At 28.8% G+C, this 15,857-nt stretch carries 20 protein-coding genes and 2 tRNA genes; 13 read left to right on the top strand and 9 right to left on the bottom strand.

Annotated features, from left to right (window positions below):
- Positions 1-31: 31 nt before the first annotated feature.
- From ACTT9X_RS05910 to rpmH, 9 genes are read right to left on the bottom strand one after another with little or no spacing between them, the layout of a single operon-like run.
- Complete coding sequence (locus tag ACTT9X_RS05910; RefSeq protein ID WP_440934715.1) at positions 32-961, bottom strand: histone deacetylase family protein; 930 nt, start codon at positions 959-961, stop codon at positions 32-34.
- Entirely contained in the window at positions 958-2,115 is a 1,158-nt protein-coding gene (gene dapE / locus ACTT9X_RS05905) for a succinyl-diaminopimelate desuccinylase (protein ID WP_440934714.1), read from the bottom strand. The genes ACTT9X_RS05910 and dapE overlap by 4 nt, the downstream gene beginning before the upstream one ends.
- A 2-nt stretch (positions 2,116-2,117) precedes the next feature.
- Positions 2,118-2,945, bottom strand: coding sequence for a 2,3,4,5-tetrahydropyridine-2,6-dicarboxylate N-succinyltransferase (gene dapD / locus ACTT9X_RS05900; protein WP_440934713.1), 828 nt, complete (start codon positions 2,943-2,945; stop codon positions 2,118-2,120).
- Positions 2,946-2,949: 4 nt separating this feature from the next.
- Entirely contained in the window at positions 2,950-3,621 is a 672-nt protein-coding gene (locus ACTT9X_RS05895) for a pyrimidine 5'-nucleotidase (protein WP_440934712.1), read from the bottom strand.
- Positions 3,618-4,466 carry an acetylglutamate kinase gene (gene argB / locus ACTT9X_RS05890; protein ID WP_440934711.1) on the bottom strand — a complete coding sequence of 283 codons (849 nt, stop codon included), beginning with the start codon at positions 4,464-4,466 and terminating at the stop codon, positions 3,618-3,620. Before argB ends, ACTT9X_RS05895 begins: the two co-directional genes overlap by 4 nt.
- Before the next feature lie 14 nt (positions 4,467-4,480).
- The gene (yidC, locus tag ACTT9X_RS05885; protein WP_440934710.1) at positions 4,481-6,160 is read right to left on the bottom strand and encodes a membrane protein insertase YidC; all 1,680 of its coding nucleotides are present in this window, start codon (positions 6,158-6,160) and stop codon (positions 4,481-4,483) included.
- Positions 6,160-6,411 carry a membrane protein insertion efficiency factor YidD gene (gene yidD, locus ACTT9X_RS05880; RefSeq protein WP_440934709.1) on the bottom strand — a complete coding sequence of 84 codons (252 nt, stop codon included), beginning with the start codon at positions 6,409-6,411 and terminating at the stop codon, positions 6,160-6,162. Before yidD ends, yidC begins: the two co-directional genes overlap by 1 nt.
- Positions 6,411-6,752, bottom strand: coding sequence for a ribonuclease P protein component (gene rnpA / locus ACTT9X_RS05875; protein ID WP_440934708.1), 342 nt, complete (start codon positions 6,750-6,752; stop codon positions 6,411-6,413). The genes yidD and rnpA overlap by 1 nt, the downstream gene beginning before the upstream one ends.
- 4 nt (positions 6,753-6,756) lie before the next feature.
- The gene (gene rpmH / locus ACTT9X_RS05870; RefSeq protein ID WP_023854404.1) at positions 6,757-6,897 is read right to left on the bottom strand and encodes a 50S ribosomal protein L34; all 141 of its coding nucleotides are present in this window, start codon (positions 6,895-6,897) and stop codon (positions 6,757-6,759) included.
- Between the two features lie 97 nt (positions 6,898-6,994).
- Here rpmH and ACTT9X_RS05865 point away from each other — a divergent pair, with 97 nt between their 5' ends.
- The 13 genes from ACTT9X_RS05865 (at position 6,995) to hisG (ending at position 15,707) form a co-directional block, all read left to right on the top strand.
- Positions 6,995-7,717 (top strand): TVP38/TMEM64 family protein, encoded by a 723-nt coding sequence (locus ACTT9X_RS05865; protein WP_440934707.1) that lies wholly within the window; start codon positions 6,995-6,997, stop codon positions 7,715-7,717.
- Positions 7,718-7,891: 174 nt separating this feature from the next.
- Positions 7,892-8,092 (top strand): hypothetical protein, encoded by a 201-nt coding sequence (locus tag ACTT9X_RS05860; protein ID WP_440934706.1) that lies wholly within the window; start codon positions 7,892-7,894, stop codon positions 8,090-8,092.
- Between the two features lie 97 nt (positions 8,093-8,189).
- The gene (gene dcd / locus ACTT9X_RS05855; RefSeq protein WP_440934705.1) at positions 8,190-8,750 is read left to right on the top strand and encodes a dCTP deaminase; all 561 of its coding nucleotides are present in this window, start codon (positions 8,190-8,192) and stop codon (positions 8,748-8,750) included.
- A gap of 3 nt (positions 8,751-8,753) precedes the next feature.
- Positions 8,754-10,013, top strand: coding sequence for a UDP-N-acetylglucosamine 1-carboxyvinyltransferase (murA, locus tag ACTT9X_RS05850; protein WP_440934704.1), 1,260 nt, complete (start codon positions 8,754-8,756; stop codon positions 10,011-10,013).
- The gene (locus tag ACTT9X_RS05845; protein ID WP_440934703.1) at positions 10,013-10,405 is read left to right on the top strand and encodes a DUF2948 family protein; all 393 of its coding nucleotides are present in this window, start codon (positions 10,013-10,015) and stop codon (positions 10,403-10,405) included. Before murA ends, ACTT9X_RS05845 begins: the two co-directional genes overlap by 1 nt.
- A gap of 2 nt (positions 10,406-10,407) precedes the next feature.
- Complete coding sequence (hisD, locus tag ACTT9X_RS05840; protein ID WP_440934702.1) at positions 10,408-11,691, top strand: histidinol dehydrogenase; 1,284 nt, start codon at positions 10,408-10,410, stop codon at positions 11,689-11,691.
- 2 nt (positions 11,692-11,693) lie between these two features.
- Entirely contained in the window at positions 11,694-11,909 is a 216-nt protein-coding gene (infA, locus tag ACTT9X_RS05835; RefSeq protein WP_023854397.1) for a translation initiation factor IF-1, read from the top strand.
- Between the two features lie 4 nt (positions 11,910-11,913).
- Positions 11,914-11,988: transfer RNA gene (locus tag ACTT9X_RS05830), tRNA-Phe, on the top strand.
- Positions 11,989-12,068: 80 nt separating this feature from the next.
- Entirely contained in the window at positions 12,069-12,281 is a 213-nt protein-coding gene (locus ACTT9X_RS05825) for a cold-shock protein (protein ID WP_023854396.1), read from the top strand.
- Positions 12,282-12,511: 230 nt separating this feature from the next.
- Positions 12,512-12,586, top strand: a tRNA-His gene (locus ACTT9X_RS05820).
- A 4-nt stretch (positions 12,587-12,590) separates the two neighbouring features.
- Positions 12,591-13,985: a histidine--tRNA ligase gene (hisS, locus tag ACTT9X_RS05815; RefSeq protein WP_440934701.1), complete on the top strand. Its 1,395-nt coding sequence runs from the start codon at positions 12,591-12,593 to the stop codon at positions 13,983-13,985.
- On the top strand, positions 13,963-15,015 hold the full coding sequence (locus tag ACTT9X_RS05810; RefSeq protein WP_440934700.1) for an ATP phosphoribosyltransferase regulatory subunit: 1,053 nt from the start codon (positions 13,963-13,965) through the stop codon (positions 15,013-15,015). Before hisS ends, ACTT9X_RS05810 begins: the two co-directional genes overlap by 23 nt.
- Positions 15,015-15,707: an ATP phosphoribosyltransferase gene (gene hisG, locus ACTT9X_RS05805; protein ID WP_440934699.1), complete on the top strand. Its 693-nt coding sequence runs from the start codon at positions 15,015-15,017 to the stop codon at positions 15,705-15,707. Before ACTT9X_RS05810 ends, hisG begins: the two co-directional genes overlap by 1 nt.
- The last annotated feature ends 150 nt before the right edge of the window (positions 15,708-15,857 follow it).

Genomic DNA, 15,857 nt, shown 5'->3' with positions numbered 1-15,857 from the left:
AATTTTTTATTTAGAGTTTTCTTAAGAATTATCAATTAAATTCTAAAAGAGCATCAACGTGTCTTTTAGTGCTGTCTCGAAGAGCATTTAGATCATAACCGCCCTCCAAAATTGAAACAACTTTTCCATTACAAAATTTTTTAGAAGCTTCTAATATTCTTTTGGTAATTGTAAAATAATCCTCTGTTTTTAAATTAAATTGAGCAAGAGGGTCATCCTCATGGGCGTCAAAACCAGCGCTAATCAATACAAACTCTGGTCTAAATTCCTCCAATTTTTTTAATACACGGTCAAATACGTTTAAATATTCTTCTGAGCTTATGCCAGCTGGCAAAGGTATATTAAATATATTGTTAAACTTCCCTTTTTCTTGCTCCGAACCAGTTCCTGGATAGTAGGGATATTGGTGAGTTGATATAAAAAGAACATTTTCATTTTCATAAAAAATATCCTGCGTTCCATTACCATGATGTACATCAAAATCTATTATTGCAACTTTCTTATATTTATATTTTTTCAACAAATAATTTGCACCAATGCTCACTGAATTTAAAATGCAAAAACCAGCAGCCTTATTTTGTGAGCTATGATGTCCAGGAGGTCGAACACCACAAAATGCATTTCTAAATTCTTTTTTTTCTACTCCATCAATTGCGGCAATTATTGATCCAACTGCATCAAAAGTCGCGCCTTTGCTTCCAGGTGAAATGATTGTATCACCATCAAGTGAAGAAAAACCTTTTTTTGGAAAAGAACTTTTTACTAAATTTAAATAATTTTTTTCGTGTGTTATCAAAAGAATATCATCTGAAACTTTAGTTGGTTTCTTCCATAAAAGGTTTTTGTTATTAAATTTTTTAAAATTTTCTTCTATGACGGATACTCTTGCTATTTGTTCTGGATGACCAGGACCTGTATCATGATTTTGAGATGTATTAGATGTAATTAAACCAGTTTTCACTTAAAGTAGTTATCTAATATCTTAGTATAAATTAAAGTTAATCTTTTTAAATCAGATAAGGCCACACATTCTCCCACTTTATGCATAGTTTTCCCAACTAATCCAAATTCTAAACATGGAGCTATTTTTCTTATGAATCTTGCATCCGAAGTACCACCAGTCGTAGATAATTTTGGTTTTATTTTAGCAATTTTTTTAATTGTATTTTGAATCATAAATGTAGTTTTATTTGGTTTAGTTAAAAAAGCCTCACCTGAAACACTATATTCAATTTTAAATTTTGATTTATTTTTATTACACAATTTTTTAATTATTTTATTTATCTTATTCTTTAATTTGAAAGATGTATGTTTGTTATTAAATCTTATATTAAAGGAAGCACTTGCCAATCCTGGAATTACATTATCGGCTGAATTATCAATGTTAATTTTTGTTATTTCTAAATTTGTAGGTTGAAAATCTTTTGTTCCTTTATCAAATTTAATTTCTTTTAACTCTTTTAGTATTTGGACTAAAGCTGTTGACGGATTGTTAGCTCTTTTTGGGTAAGCGACATGACCCTGAATTCCAATGACAGATAATTTTCCAGTCATACTACCTCTACGACCAATTTTTATCATTTCTCCTAGCTTATTTGGATTGGTAGGCTCTCCTACCAAGCAAAAATCTATTTTTTCTTTTCTTTTTCTCAAATATTCAACAACTTTTTTTGTTCCATTAATTGCAATTCCTTCTTCGTCTCCAGTAATTAGAAGACTAATAGACCCATCAAATTTTTTGTTTTTCTTAGAAAAGTCATTTACCGCAGTAACAAATGCGGCTATCGAGCTTTTCATATCATTTGCACCTCTGCCAATTAAGTATCCTTTTTTAACAGCAGGTTTGAATGGATTAACAATCCAATCATTTAAATTACCAGGTGGCACTACATCCAAATGGCCTGCATAACAAAAATTTGGACTTGAGTTACCAAGTCTTGCATAGAGATTTTTTACAGGATAACTATTTTTATCTTTGAACTCGAGTATTTTAGTCTTAAACCCAAGTTTATTTAATTTTTTTTCTAAAAATTTAATTATACCTGCATCAGTTTTTGTAACAGATGGAAACCTAATTAGCTCTTTAGCTAATTGTAGTTCATTAATTTTTTGCATTTTTATTCTCTTAAAAGATCATTAACTGATGTTTTTGATCTTGTTTTTTCATCAACTTGTTTAATTATTACTGCGCAATATAAAGATGGTGCTTGTGGATTGTTTTTATCTGGCAAAGATCCCGGGACTACCACTGAATAAGGTGGAATTTTTCCATAAGTGATTTCACCATTTTTTCTATTAACAATTTTTGTTGATTGTCCAATATACATTCCCATACTTAGAACAGAGCCTTCTCCAACTATTACACCTTCTACTACTTCAGACATTGCTCCTAAGAAAACATTATCCTCAATAATTGTTGGTAATGCTTGAGCAGGTTCTAATACACCTCCAACTCCAGTACCGGCTGAGATATGACAATTTTTTCCAATCTGACAACAACTTCCTGCACGACTAAATGTATCCATCATTGTTCCCTCATCAATATACGCTCCAATATTTACATAACATGGCATCAAAACCGCATTCTTTCCTACAAATGATCCTTTTCTTACTGGCGAATTAGGTACCATTCTAAAACCTGCTTTTTCATGATCTTCTTTTGTCCATCCAGCTGTTTTTCCTTTAAGTAAATGAGCTTTGTCATACCAGCTACTGTATGGACCATTTAAATTTTCCATTGGATACATTCTAAAGCTTAACATGATCGCTTTTTTTAGATGTTGATGTGTAACCCATTCACCATTGATCTTTTCTGCTACTCTTGCTTTTCCACTGTCTAAATCATCAATAATTTGATTAACAGCATCCTTTAAAGATTTATCTGAATTTTGACTTACTTGGTCTTTATTTTCCCACGCTTCATTTATAATTTTCTCAATACTCATAGTTTTATGAGTTTTTTAATAACCTTATTTCTTTTAAAAATAAAGAAAGATTTTCAATTTTGTAATCAATATACTCTTCATCAGACTCTTTTTTCCCCCAGTATTCATCATTGATTAACCAAACTGTTTTTGCTCCTCTTTTTTTTCCAATAGATAAGTTTTTTGCAATATCTTCAATGTAAAGTGTCTCAGTTGGATCAATTTTAAATTTCTTTAACATTAGATCAAATGTTTTTGCCTCAGGTTTTGGACTGTATTCAGCATCTACAATATCAAATACACCATCAAATTGATCGTCAATTCCTAAGTGAGTAGTTATATTTTTAACATGTTCTTTGCTACCATTTGTAAACACAAATTTGTTTAGTTTAATATTTTCTAGCTCATTCCTTAAAGCAGTATCTTTTTCTAAAAAATCTAAATTAATATCATGCACGTAGTCTAAAAATTCTTTTGGAGGTATATCGTGATGTATCATTAAACCATTTAGGCTAGTGTTATATTTATGAAAATAATTTGTTTGTAATTCCTTTGCTTCTTTTAAATCTACATTTAATTTTTTTGAGATATATTGAGTCATTTTTTTACTTACTTGACCAAATACTCCTTCAAGATCACTGTAGAGCACCCCATCACAATCAAATAATATATTTTTGATATTCTTTAATTCTTTCATTGTCTTATTAGAGTCCCAGATCCCTTGTCAGAGAATATTTCCCATAAACATGAATGTGGTTTTGTGCCATTGATTATACCAACTGCTGTTACTCCATTACTCACTGCATCTAAGCACGCATTTATTTTAGGTATCATGCCCTCTGTAATAGTTTTATCTTCAATCATCTCCATAACCTCAGATGAGGAAATTTCTTCTATCAATTTTTTATTTTTATCTAGGACACCATCCACATTCGTCATCAATAAAAGTCTTCTTGATTTTAAAGATTTTGCTATGGCCATTGCGGCAGTATCTCCATTAATATTATATGTTTGACTTCCTTTACCTAATCCTAGTGGTGAAATTATAGGAATTTTATTTTGATTAATTATCTTTAATATTTGTTCATTATTAATTTCATTTGGTATTCCTACAAATCCTAGCTCCTCTTCTTCTGGTATAGTTTTTATAATATTATTATTTTTTGTGTGAATAGAGATTGCCTCTGTTCCTTTTTCTTTTAAAGAATTAACAATGTCATCATTAAAATCAATCAAAACAGATTCAACAATATTAATTATATGTTTATCGGTTACTCTTAGTCCTCTTATAAATTTTGATTGAATATTTGATTTTTCTAGCTCTCTTTTAATTCTAGGTCCACCACCATGAATCACAACAGTTGCAAGGCCCAATTTATTTAGAACACTAAGATCTATTATGAAGTTATTAAATACGTTTCTATCAATTAAAACGTTTCCACCATATTTAATTACTATCAAATCATTTTTGTATTTTTCAACGTATTTAGTTACCTCATTTAATGGCGGCCCATTTTTAGGTAGTATCTTTTCAAGGTCCATTTATTTTATTTTAATTAGGTTACAGTTTTAACTGTTGTACGTTTCATTATTACAACCTGCTGAGCCATTGTTAAAATGTTATTAACTGTCCAATAAATTACTAAACCACTTGGGAATGGTGCAAGAATAACTGTTAAAAATAATGGGAAAAACATAAATATTTTTGCTTGCATTGGATCTGTTGGAGCAGGATTTAATTTTTGTTGCACCCACATTGATACCCCCATAGCAACTGGCCATGCTCCAATTACAAGGAAAGAAGGTACGTCATAAGGAAACAATCCAAATAAATTAAATATAGAAGTAGGATCTTTAGCACTTAAATCTTGGATCCAACCATAAAAAGGCATATGACGCATTTCTATGGTTACAAATAAAACTTTATAAAGAGCAAAGAACACTGGAATCTGAATTAAAATGGGAAGGCACCCACTCATAGGATTTACCTTCTCTTTTTTATAAAGAGCCATCATTGCTTGTTGTAATTTCATCTTATCATCTTTATGCACTTCCTTAAGTCTTGCCATTTCTGGCTGAAGAGCTTTCATCTTAGCCATGCTTCTGAATGAAAAATTAGCAAGTGGAAAAAATGCTACACGAATACAAACAGTAACAGCAATAATTGCTAATCCATAATTACCAAATATTTTAAAGAAATACTCTAAAGCGGTGAACAAAGGTCGAGTTAAAAAGTACAGGAAGCCCCAGTCAATTGTTAAATCAAATTTATCAATTTTTAATGATTCTGCGTATCCATCAATCACATCAACCCGTTTTGCAGCTACAATTACTTGTAAATTTTCTTCTATGGAAGAATTTCCATTCAACTCTAATGGTTCTGTTGTAACAAAGTTTATCCTGTACTTGTTTTTATAATCCATTGTAGTTTTGAATTCTTTTTCTCTTGGTGGAATAAGTGTTGATATGTAGTATTTATCTCCAATTCCTAACCATCCTTTTTGTGCTGTCCTTGAAAATTTTTTCTCTTCAATATCGTCATAATCCTCTTCAATTAATTCTTCATCTAACGTAGCGATAGGACCTTCATGAAGAATGTAAAAATCGGTTAAACCTTCTGGGATTTGATTTCTTATAATTTGTCCATAAGAATAGAAGTCATAGTTTTTATCAGTAGAATTTATAACTCTTTGTTTTATTGTAAATAAAAACTTATCATCTAATGCAATTTCTTTTTCAAAAGTGATGCCTTGATCATTAGTCCAACTTAGTTTTATAGGAGATTGATCAGTTAATTTATTATTTCCAGAAATTGACCAAATTGAATCTGCATTTGGAATATTTATATTTTTATCAGTAGTTATAAAACCACTTTCTATTATATAGCCTGCTTTAGAGCTTCGAGGTGCAAGAAATTTTACTTTTTCATCGCTTTCCAAACTAACATTATATTCTTTGAAAGTTAGATCATCTATTGCAGCCCCTTTTAATGAGATAGAACCAACAATACTTTGGTTTTCAAATTGAATTCTTTCGCTTTGTTGTAATGCTTCTTCTCGTGAAATTTCGGTTACATTTTCTTTTTTATCAAGACTAGGTGCATCTGAATTCCTTTCAGTTTTAGTTTCTTCAGCTAAATTTTCTTTCGTTACAGGAGGTGGTGCAAAAAATAGCGAGTACAATATAATTACAGCAGCTGATAAACTTATGGCAGCAATTATATTTCTGGTTTCCATTATTTATTATCCTCCATTTCTTTTTTAACTGGATCAAACCCTTCGCCACCCCCTAAAAATTTTATTGGATGGCAGGATAAAATTCTTTTTACACTAATAAATATACCTTTAAAAAAACCGTATTCTTTTAAAGCATCTATGCTGTATTCAGAACATGTTGGTAAATATCTACAAGAATGACCTAATAATGGACTAATCAAATATTTATAGACTTTGATAAATTTAATTAAAATTAAAGTAAAAATATTCATTATTCTATTTTTGCAAAATCCTGAAAAAGAGTTTCTTTTATAATTTTATATTCATTATTTAGCATAGAAGACTTAGCGATAACAAGAAATGAATAATCAAAGTTTATCTTTATTTTTTTAACTGCTTCATTCATGATATTTCTTAGTCTTCTTTTAATTTTATTTCTCTTTACTGCATTGCCAATTTTTTTTTTAGTCACAAAACTGATATTTAGTCTTTTTTTATCTTTATTTAGTAATTTTCCAAAAAAAATAATTACATATTTATTGGTAATCTTTTTTTGTTTAAGTAAATTTTTAAATTCTTCGTTTTTTGAAAGAGCAAGTATTTTGCTTTTCATTATTCTACACAGAAACAGTTAGTGATTTTCTTCCTCTTGCTCTTCTTCTAGCTAGAAGTTTTTTGCCACCTTTAGTTTTCATTTTTGAACGAAAGCCGTGTTTTCGAGCTCTTTTTTTATTTGATGGTTGGTAAGTTCTTTTCATAATTAGATTTGATATAGTTTTTTATAATTTTTGCCCCTTTATATTAGTAATAATTAAAATAGCAAATAGAAGATTAAGCATTAAAATAAGAAGAATCATGGAAAATACAAAAAAAATTAAATTATTTATTGGTTTGTCTTATTTATTAATTGTTTGCCTATTTTTGTATTTCTTTTTTTCAAAATTTAGTCTCACAGAAATTACTTCATATGATTTTCTAAGAAACAACCAATCTTATTTTTTTGAACTTAAAAAATCTAACCTATTTTTAATTTCTATTATTTTTTTAATATTAACTATTCTTTGGGTTTTCCCTTTTTTAGGGTTTGGATCTCCAGTTGCTTTAATGGGTGGTTTTATATTTGGAAAATGGATAGGAACACTTATTGTTGTTTTAGGCCTGAGTGTTGGTGCCACTTTTTTGTATATTTTTGGAAATTATTTTTTAAAACAGTTTATTAAAGAAAAGTTCTTAAATAAGTTTCAAAACTTAGAAATAAAATTTAAACAATCCGAATTTAATTATTTATTAATTTATCGATTTATAGGTGGAATACCTTGGCAGCTGAGCTGTCTCTTACCAACTTTATTTAATGTTAAGATTATAAATTTTTTCTTTGCTACATTGATTGGAATAATTCCTCAAATTTTTTTAGCAGTTTCTATTGGGAGTGGATTAGAAAAAATTATAGACCAAAATGTTGAGGTACCAAGAATAACTGACATAATATTTTCACCTGATATATATATTCCTATTACAGCTTTCTTTATTTTAATTCTAATTACGATATTTTTAAGAAAGTTTTTTTATAAAAATTAGTGGTGCTCCCACCCTGTACTGACCAGGGAACTAGTCATTACCAATGACTTGTTATACCATTTAACTACAGGAGCTTGGACACAAATTATATTTTATTGATAATAAAGCATTTTTTTCAAATTATTGCCTTAATTTTTTGGTTAATATGATTTATATCTATTTTAGGAAAATGTTATGGGAATTCATTACGATTACAAATCAACTAAAGGTAATAAGCTTATGGAAAAGCAAGCTAAAAGAGAGAGAAAGCTTGCTGAAAAAAAAGCTAAACGTTTAGCTAAAGAAGGCCCAAAGGAAGAAGAGGAAAAAAAACCTGCATTAGATCCCAATAAACCAATTTCTTTAGATTTCCTGACTAACCCAAATAAAGAATGAGTTCAAAAGAAAAAAATGAGCGTTTAAGCTTGGCGCTTAAAAAAAATTTGAAGAAAAGAAAAATTTTCCAAAAAAAAAATAAAAAGAAAAATAAATAATGTCAATTCAACCTGATTCTTGGATAAAAAAAATGTGCAAAGAGCACAATATGATAGAGCCATTTTTAGATCATCAAGTCTCCGAAGGTAAAATTTCTTATGGATTAAGTAGTATGGGGTATGACGTAAGAATCTCCAATGAATATAGAATATTTACTAATGTTAATAGTTCTTTGGTTGATCCAAAGAATTTTTCTGATGATAACTTTATAGAGCGAAAAGGGCCACACTGTATTATCCCACCAAACTCATTTGTTTTAGCTAAAACAGTAGAATATTTTAGAATACCAAAAGACGTTTTATGTATTTGTGTTGGAAAAAGTACTTATGCAAGGACAGGAATTATTTGCAATGTTACTCCAATTGAAAATGAATTTGAGGGCAACATCGTAATTGAGCTAAGTAATACAACACCTAATCCTGCAAAAATTTATTCAAATGAGGGAATAGCACAATTTTTATTTTTCAAATCAGATACTCAGCCAGAAACAACTTATAAATCAAAGAACGGTAAATACCAGGGCCAAACCACAATTCAAGTTGCCAAAATTAAAAAGTAATTTATGGATAAATTTCTGATTAATGGTCCTTGTAAAATTAAGGGCAATGTTTCAATTTCAGGTTCGAAGAATGCATCCCTACCAATATTAGCTGCAACACTTTTATTTGATAAACCTGTAGTCATAAATAATTTACCAAGAGTAAGAGACATTAATACAATGTTAAATTTATTAAAGTCTCTTGGTTCTAAAATAATTTTATCAAAAGATAAAAAAACAGCAAAAATTTTAAATAAAAAAAATATGAAAACTTTTGCGAGTTATTCTTTAGTCAAAACAATGCGAGGCTCTATTTTAGTTTTAGGTCCACTTATTTCAAAGTACCATAAATCTAAAACCTCTTTGCCTGGTGGATGTTTAATTGGTGCAAGACCAGTTAATTATCATTTAACAGCTTTAAAAAAACTTGGTATGAAATATGAATTAAAAGATGGATATATTCTGGCAAAATCAAAAGGAAAACTTAGCGGAACAACTATAAATTTTCCAAAGATAAGTGTTGGGGCAACAGAAAATTCTATAATAGCAGCATGTTTAGCAAAAGGAAAAACAGTTTTAAAAAATTGTGCAATTGAACCTGAGATTAAAGATCTTACAAATTTTTTAAATAAAGCTGGAGCAAAAATTAAGTGGCGTGGAAGAGTTTGCGAAATTATAGGTGTAAATTCCTTGAATGAAATTGAATATTCTGTAATGGCTGATAGAATTGAAGCAGGTACCTTCTGTGTAGCTGCTACACTTGCAAAAGGTAATTTACAAATAAATAATTTAAATCCTAAAATTATTGTTACAGAAATAAAATTATTAAAGAAAGTTGGTGCTAATATTAAAACTAGTGAAAATAAAATCATAATTAAAGGACCTAAAAAAATAAAATCAATAAAAAGCATCAAAACTAGAGAGTTTCCAGGCATTCCTACAGATCTTCAAGCACAATTGATGGTTTTAATGTGCAAAGCAGTTGGCAAAAGCTCAATAACTGAAAGTATTTTTGAAAATAGGTTTATGCATGTTGCAGAATTGCAAAGACTAGGAGCAAAAATAAATATTAAAAATAATACTGCTACGATAGAAGGAAATACTAAATTCATTGGTGCTGAATTAATGTCTAGCGATTTAAGAGCTTCTGTTGCTTTGGTTCTAGCAGCTATAGTTTCTAATGGTAAATCATATATTAACAGAATTTATCACTTAGATAGAGGTTATGAAAAAATAGAAAATAAATTAAAAAAAATAGGTGTTAAAATTAAAAGATTAAAATAGTGAATAAATATTTGGCAAAAATAATAGCAAGTGACCAAGAAGGGTTACAGATGATTTCAGCTTGTAGCTCAGGGGCTAAGGTTAAAATTGCAGATATAAAATATCTCGCATCCAATAAGGTTTTTTTATTATCAATTGAAAGAACCAAGGTTGAAAGTGATCAAGAAGATAAAAAAATCAATAGCATTTGTAGGTTTGATTTTGTTGATAAAGTAAGATCAAAGAACATTGATCAATCAAATCAAGAAACTGTTTTAGAACTAATAGGTATAGATTATTTGAAAAATAATGATGTTTATGAAATAAATCTTATTTTTAATAACAATTCTTATATTGCTTTAACTACAGAAACTATCGAAGCAAGATTAGAGGATCAAAGTGAAATTAAATAGTTATGAAGATACTAAATAGCAAAAGTAAAAATTTTGATAAATTATTAGAGAATTTGCTTTTACAGAGAAAAAAAAAAATTCAATCAGACTCTGTTACTGTAACAAAAATAATTAAAGATGTTAAAAAAAATGGAGATAAAGCATTATTAAAATACGAGAAAAGATTTAATCAAAACAACATAATTATTCCAAGTTCAAAACAAATAAAAAAATCTATAAATTTACTTGATAAAAAAGTAAAGAAGGCAATCGATACGGCTTATAATAGAATTTATAAATTTCATTCACTTCAAAAATTTAAAAATATTTCTTATACAGATAAATTAAAAAACAAACTTGAATATAAATATGTGCCTTTGGAGTCTGTGGCAATTTATGTTCCTGGTTCTACTGCTTCATACCCATCGAGTGTGTTGATGAATGCTATTCCGGCAATTGTAGCAGGTGTTAAGAGAATAGTTATGATTAATCCAGGCCATAAAGGAAAACAAAATCCAGCAGTATTATATGCTGCCAAAAAATGCAAAATAAAAGAAATTTACTCTATCGGGGGCCCTTCTGCTATTGCAGCAGTATCTTATGGGACTAAAAAAATTAAAAAAGTTCATAAAATAGTTGGTCCAGGAAATGCATATGTTGCAGCAGCAAAAAAAGAAGTTTTTGGTGTTGTTGGAATTGAAAGTATGACTGCAGGTCCTTCAGAAGTGACTGTCGTTTGTGACAAATTTTCAAATCCTGAGTGGGTTGCAAGTGATTTAATTGGACAAGCTGAACATGATATTCTTGCACAATGTATTTTGATTTCAAAAGATAAAAATTTGCTAGATAAAGTAAAAATTGAAATTACTAAACAATTAAAAGAAATTCCAAGAGCTTCTGTTGCAAGAAGAAGTTTAATTAATAATGGAATTCTTATGTATATTTCTTCAGATGCTAAAATAACAAGTGTTGTAAATAAAATTGCACCAGAACATTTAGAATTAAATATTAAAAATTACAAATCGTTAGTTCCAAAAATAAAAAATTCAGGATCAATATGTTTAGGAAAATATGCAGTGATGGCAATGACTGATTATAATGTTGGATCAAACCATGTGTTGCCAACTAATGGTTCTGCAAAATACTCAAGCGGTATAAGTGTAAATGAATTTTATAAAAGGATTTCATATATAAACTTATCAAAAAAGGGTATTGAAAGTCTTGGACCATCAGTTATAACACTTGCAAATTACGAAGGGTTGGTTGGACACGCTCAATCTGTAGTAAAACGAATAAGGAGAAAATAAATTTGTCAAAACAAGACTTACTGGAATTTAAAGGTACAGTTATAGATCTACTTCCTAATGCTATGTTTAGAGTAAAATTAGAAAATGGACATACCGTTACTGCCCATACAGCTGGTAAGTTAAGAAAAAACAGAATTAGAGTTCTCCAAGGTGATAATGTGACAGTTGAAATGACACCTTACGATCTTACTAAAGGAAGAATTATCTTTAGAGGATAAATAAGGCTGAGTAGCTCAGGAGTAGAGCAGAGCCCTGAAAAGGCTTGTGTCGGAGGTGCGAATCCTTCCTCAGCCACCACCACAAACTTTCGTCTTGAAATAATCGTAAAAGAAATTAACTTTAAGAGATAATAAATAACAATAGGACTAAGAAATAAGATGAGTACACTACAAGGAAAAATTAAATGGTATAATGGTAAAAAGGGATATGGCTTCATTGAAAGAGATGATAAAGAAAAAGATGCCTTTGTTCACGCTTCAGCGGTAAAAGCTGCCGGTATGAGATATCTCAATGAAGGTGATAAACTTGAATTCACATTAGAAGATGGTCCCAAAGGTCCTTCTGCAGTTAATTTAAAAAAAATAGACTAATTTAGAAATTATTTAAAAGGGCGTTTAATCTATTAAATAGACAAACGTCCTTTTCTATTTAGGCCTTGAATATTAATTTTTTTTGTCTAAAAGACTGCACATGAATATAAATATTATATACAGAAAGACTTTTAGAAGTACTCACAGAAACTGTTTTCATAGCCAGTAGGCTATTTATTTATATTATAATTTTAAATCCACATAAAATAAGATAAAAACAAAGAGGATAAGCCCGGGTGGTGTAATGGTTAGCACGGAAGTTTGTGGAACTTTAAGTTTGAGTTCGACTCTCAGCCCGGGTACCAAAAAATGAATAAAGAAAAAAAATTAATTCCTGGATTACCTTCAGGATTTGAAGATCGTTGGGATAAAAAACTTCTTCTCAAAAAAAAGCTTTTAAAAGCTATTGAGAATAATTTTATCAAATTTGGAGCAGAGGCTCTGGAAACCCCTTCGTTTGAAATAAGTGAAAATATAGGATCTTTTTTGGCAGAAGATGACGCTAATCCTATGTCTGATGTATTCTCATTTCAGGATGGAGAAAAAAACATTACTCTTAGGTATGATCTTTCAAGCCCGCTAGCTAGATTTGTTGCACAAAATAATCAAGAACTTCCATCAATCTTTAAAAGGTATGCCATTCAAAATGTCTTTAGGAATGAAAAGGCTGGTAATGGAAGATACAGGGAATTCATGCAAGCAGATTTTGATATTATTGGAAATGTTAATTCTGCCCAAGCAAATGCGGAGCTTTGCAATTTAATATCAAGTACTTTGTTAGATTGCGGTCTTAAAAAAGATCAATTTACTATTAACATCAGTAATAGAAAAATAGTTCAAGGATTAATTGATGATTTAAAAATATCAGAAGAAAAGCAAGTAAAAGTAATTAGGGCAATTGACAAATTAGATAAACCAGGTTTTGGTTTAAAAGGTGTTGAAGATCTACTTAAAAAAGAAAGAAAAGATATAAGTGGTGCAGTCACTAAGGGTGCAGATTTAAACGATGAACAAGCATCTGAAATACTAAATTTTTTAAAAATTAAAGATTTAAAAGAATTAAAAGAAACATTAAAAAATCCATTGTCTCAAGAAGGTATAAAGGAATTAGAACAAGTATTTGAAGTATTGGGTTACAGTTCAAATTTAAATCAGGTCAAAACAAATTTTACAATTGTTAGGGGATTGGCTTATTATTCAGATTTTATTGTTGAAACAAATCTAAATTTTAAAGTCACAAATAACAAAGGCAAAGTAATCGATATAGGCAGTATTTGTTCTGGAGGAGCCTATGCAAAATTAATTTCGAGATTTAAAGGTGTGGATATTCCAGGCACTGGAATTAGTTTTGGTGTTGATCGGTTGTTATTTGCTTTAATGCAATTGGATCAAGTAAAATTAGATAATCAAAAACCAGTTTTAGTTTGTGTAATGGATGAAAAATATCTTAAAAATTACTATGAAATTTTAGATCTTTTAAGAAATAATAATATCAATGCTGAAATTTTTTTGGATACAAAAAAAAATTTAGGTAAGCAACTAACCCTAGCAAATAAACGTGAGTTGGATGTTGCAATAATATGTGGTGAAAATGAATTTAATGAAAATACAGTCACTATTAAAAGCCTTAAAGGTGTTAAGGGTGAAAATAATAAAACATTTCCAAAAGAAAATTTAATCGATGAAGTCAAAAAACTTATCTGAAAACATCCTTAGATCAGTAAAATCTAAGGGTTTTAAATATATTGATTTACCCTCAGTAATTGAGGCTAATCACATTGTTCAAAGATCAGGAGAAAATTTTAGAAAGTTTATCTTCTCCTTTACTGATCAGAATGGAAGCGAGTTGTGTTTAAGACCAGATTTAACAATTGCATCTTGTTTAAGGTATTTGGAAAATAATTTAAAAGGTAAGGAAAAAATTTTCTACAGTGGCCAAGCTTATCGAAAATCACAAAATAAAAAAGATTCAATTATTAGAAATCAAATTGGATTTGAAATTTTAGGATCTAAGGATGAGAAAAATGACGATAAAGAAATTATAAATACATCTCTTAAATCACTTCAAAATATTAAATATTCTTCAGGAACACTAACTATTGGAAATGTTGAAATATTTAATTTGCTAATTTCAAAATTGGATATTCCAAAGAGATGGAAGCTAAGATTAGCCAGACACTTCTGGAGAGAAGAATATTTTAATGATTTATTAAAAAGATTAAAAACTAATTCAGATGTTGATCCAACAATTGTAGAAATAGATAAAAAGCGTTACGTGAAAATGCTTAAAGAAGATTTATCAAATATTGTTGCAGGAAGAACAATTAATGAAATACTAAAAAGGTTTGATCAGAAAATAAAAGATCCTAGAAGAGCTAGTAAAGGAAAGAATGTTTCAAAAATAATTAAAGATTTCTTAAAAATTAAATGTCCGATAAATAAAGCAGCAAATGAGTTAAATAAATTTTTTAAAAAAAACAAAATAAATCTAGTTGTAGATCAAAAATATTTTCCAATCTCTAATAATAAGGTTTCAAAATTAAATGTAGTATTTTCAGCATCCTTTGGAAGACAATTAGAATATTACACCGGAATGGTTTTTAAAATTGATATTAAATCTAAAAACTCATTAAAAAATATTATTAATGGTGGTCGTTATGATGGTCTAATTTCAGACTTAGGATCAAAAAAACAAACTCCAGCAGTGGGTGCTGCTTTAAATTTAAATTACTAATGACAAAAAATATTTTAAATATTGGAATTCCAAGTAAAGGTAGACTTAGAAAAGATGTTTTAAATATTTTTAAAAAAAACAAATTAAAACTCATTTCTGAAAGAGGAGAAAGAGATCTTTTAGGATCTATAAAACAATTTAAAAATATTAAGATTTTATATCTTCATGCAAGAGAGATCATAGAAAGACTTGGAGACGGATCTTTGGACATAGGTTTTTCTGGCTTTGATTTATTAAAGGAAAGTGAAATTAATACTCAAAAGAAAATTAATGTGTTTAAAAGATATAATTTTGGAAAGGCCAAATTAGTAGTTGCAATTCCTGATCCATGGATAGATGTACAAACAGTTGCAGATTTAGAAGAAATTGCATTTGAATTTAAAGATAAGAAAAAGAAAAGATTAAGAGTAGCAACAAAATATCCAAACTTAACAAGGGAATTTTTGTTTTCAAAGGGCGTTACCCAATTTAAATTAATTGATAGTTTGGGTGCAACTGAAGCTTATCCTTTTACAGGCTCATCGGAAATAATTACAGATATCACTTCTACCGGAGAAACGTTAAAAGCAAACAATCTACGTATTTTAAAGGATGGAGAAATATTAAGATCAGAGGCCTGCATGATGATTTCTAAGTCATCCAATAATAAAATGGGTATTAAAAAAATAGTAAAATTACTTTCTAAAAATTAAGTCTTTCCAATAAATTAGTATAATTTTGATAATATCTAGATTTCTAATAATTGCATAAAGTGCAACAATAACACAAATTATAAAGAATATTTTTAATACTAAAATTAGTTCCATAAAGTATTTTTAAATATTTAAATTCATTAATCAAAT

It is taken from the genome of Candidatus Pelagibacter sp. (genome assembly GCF_052049855.1).
Lineage (GTDB): Bacteria > Pseudomonadota > Alphaproteobacteria > Pelagibacterales > Pelagibacteraceae > Pelagibacter.
The sequence above is the reverse complement of the archived record's forward strand: the minus strand, read 5'-3'. Positions and strand labels throughout refer to the sequence as shown.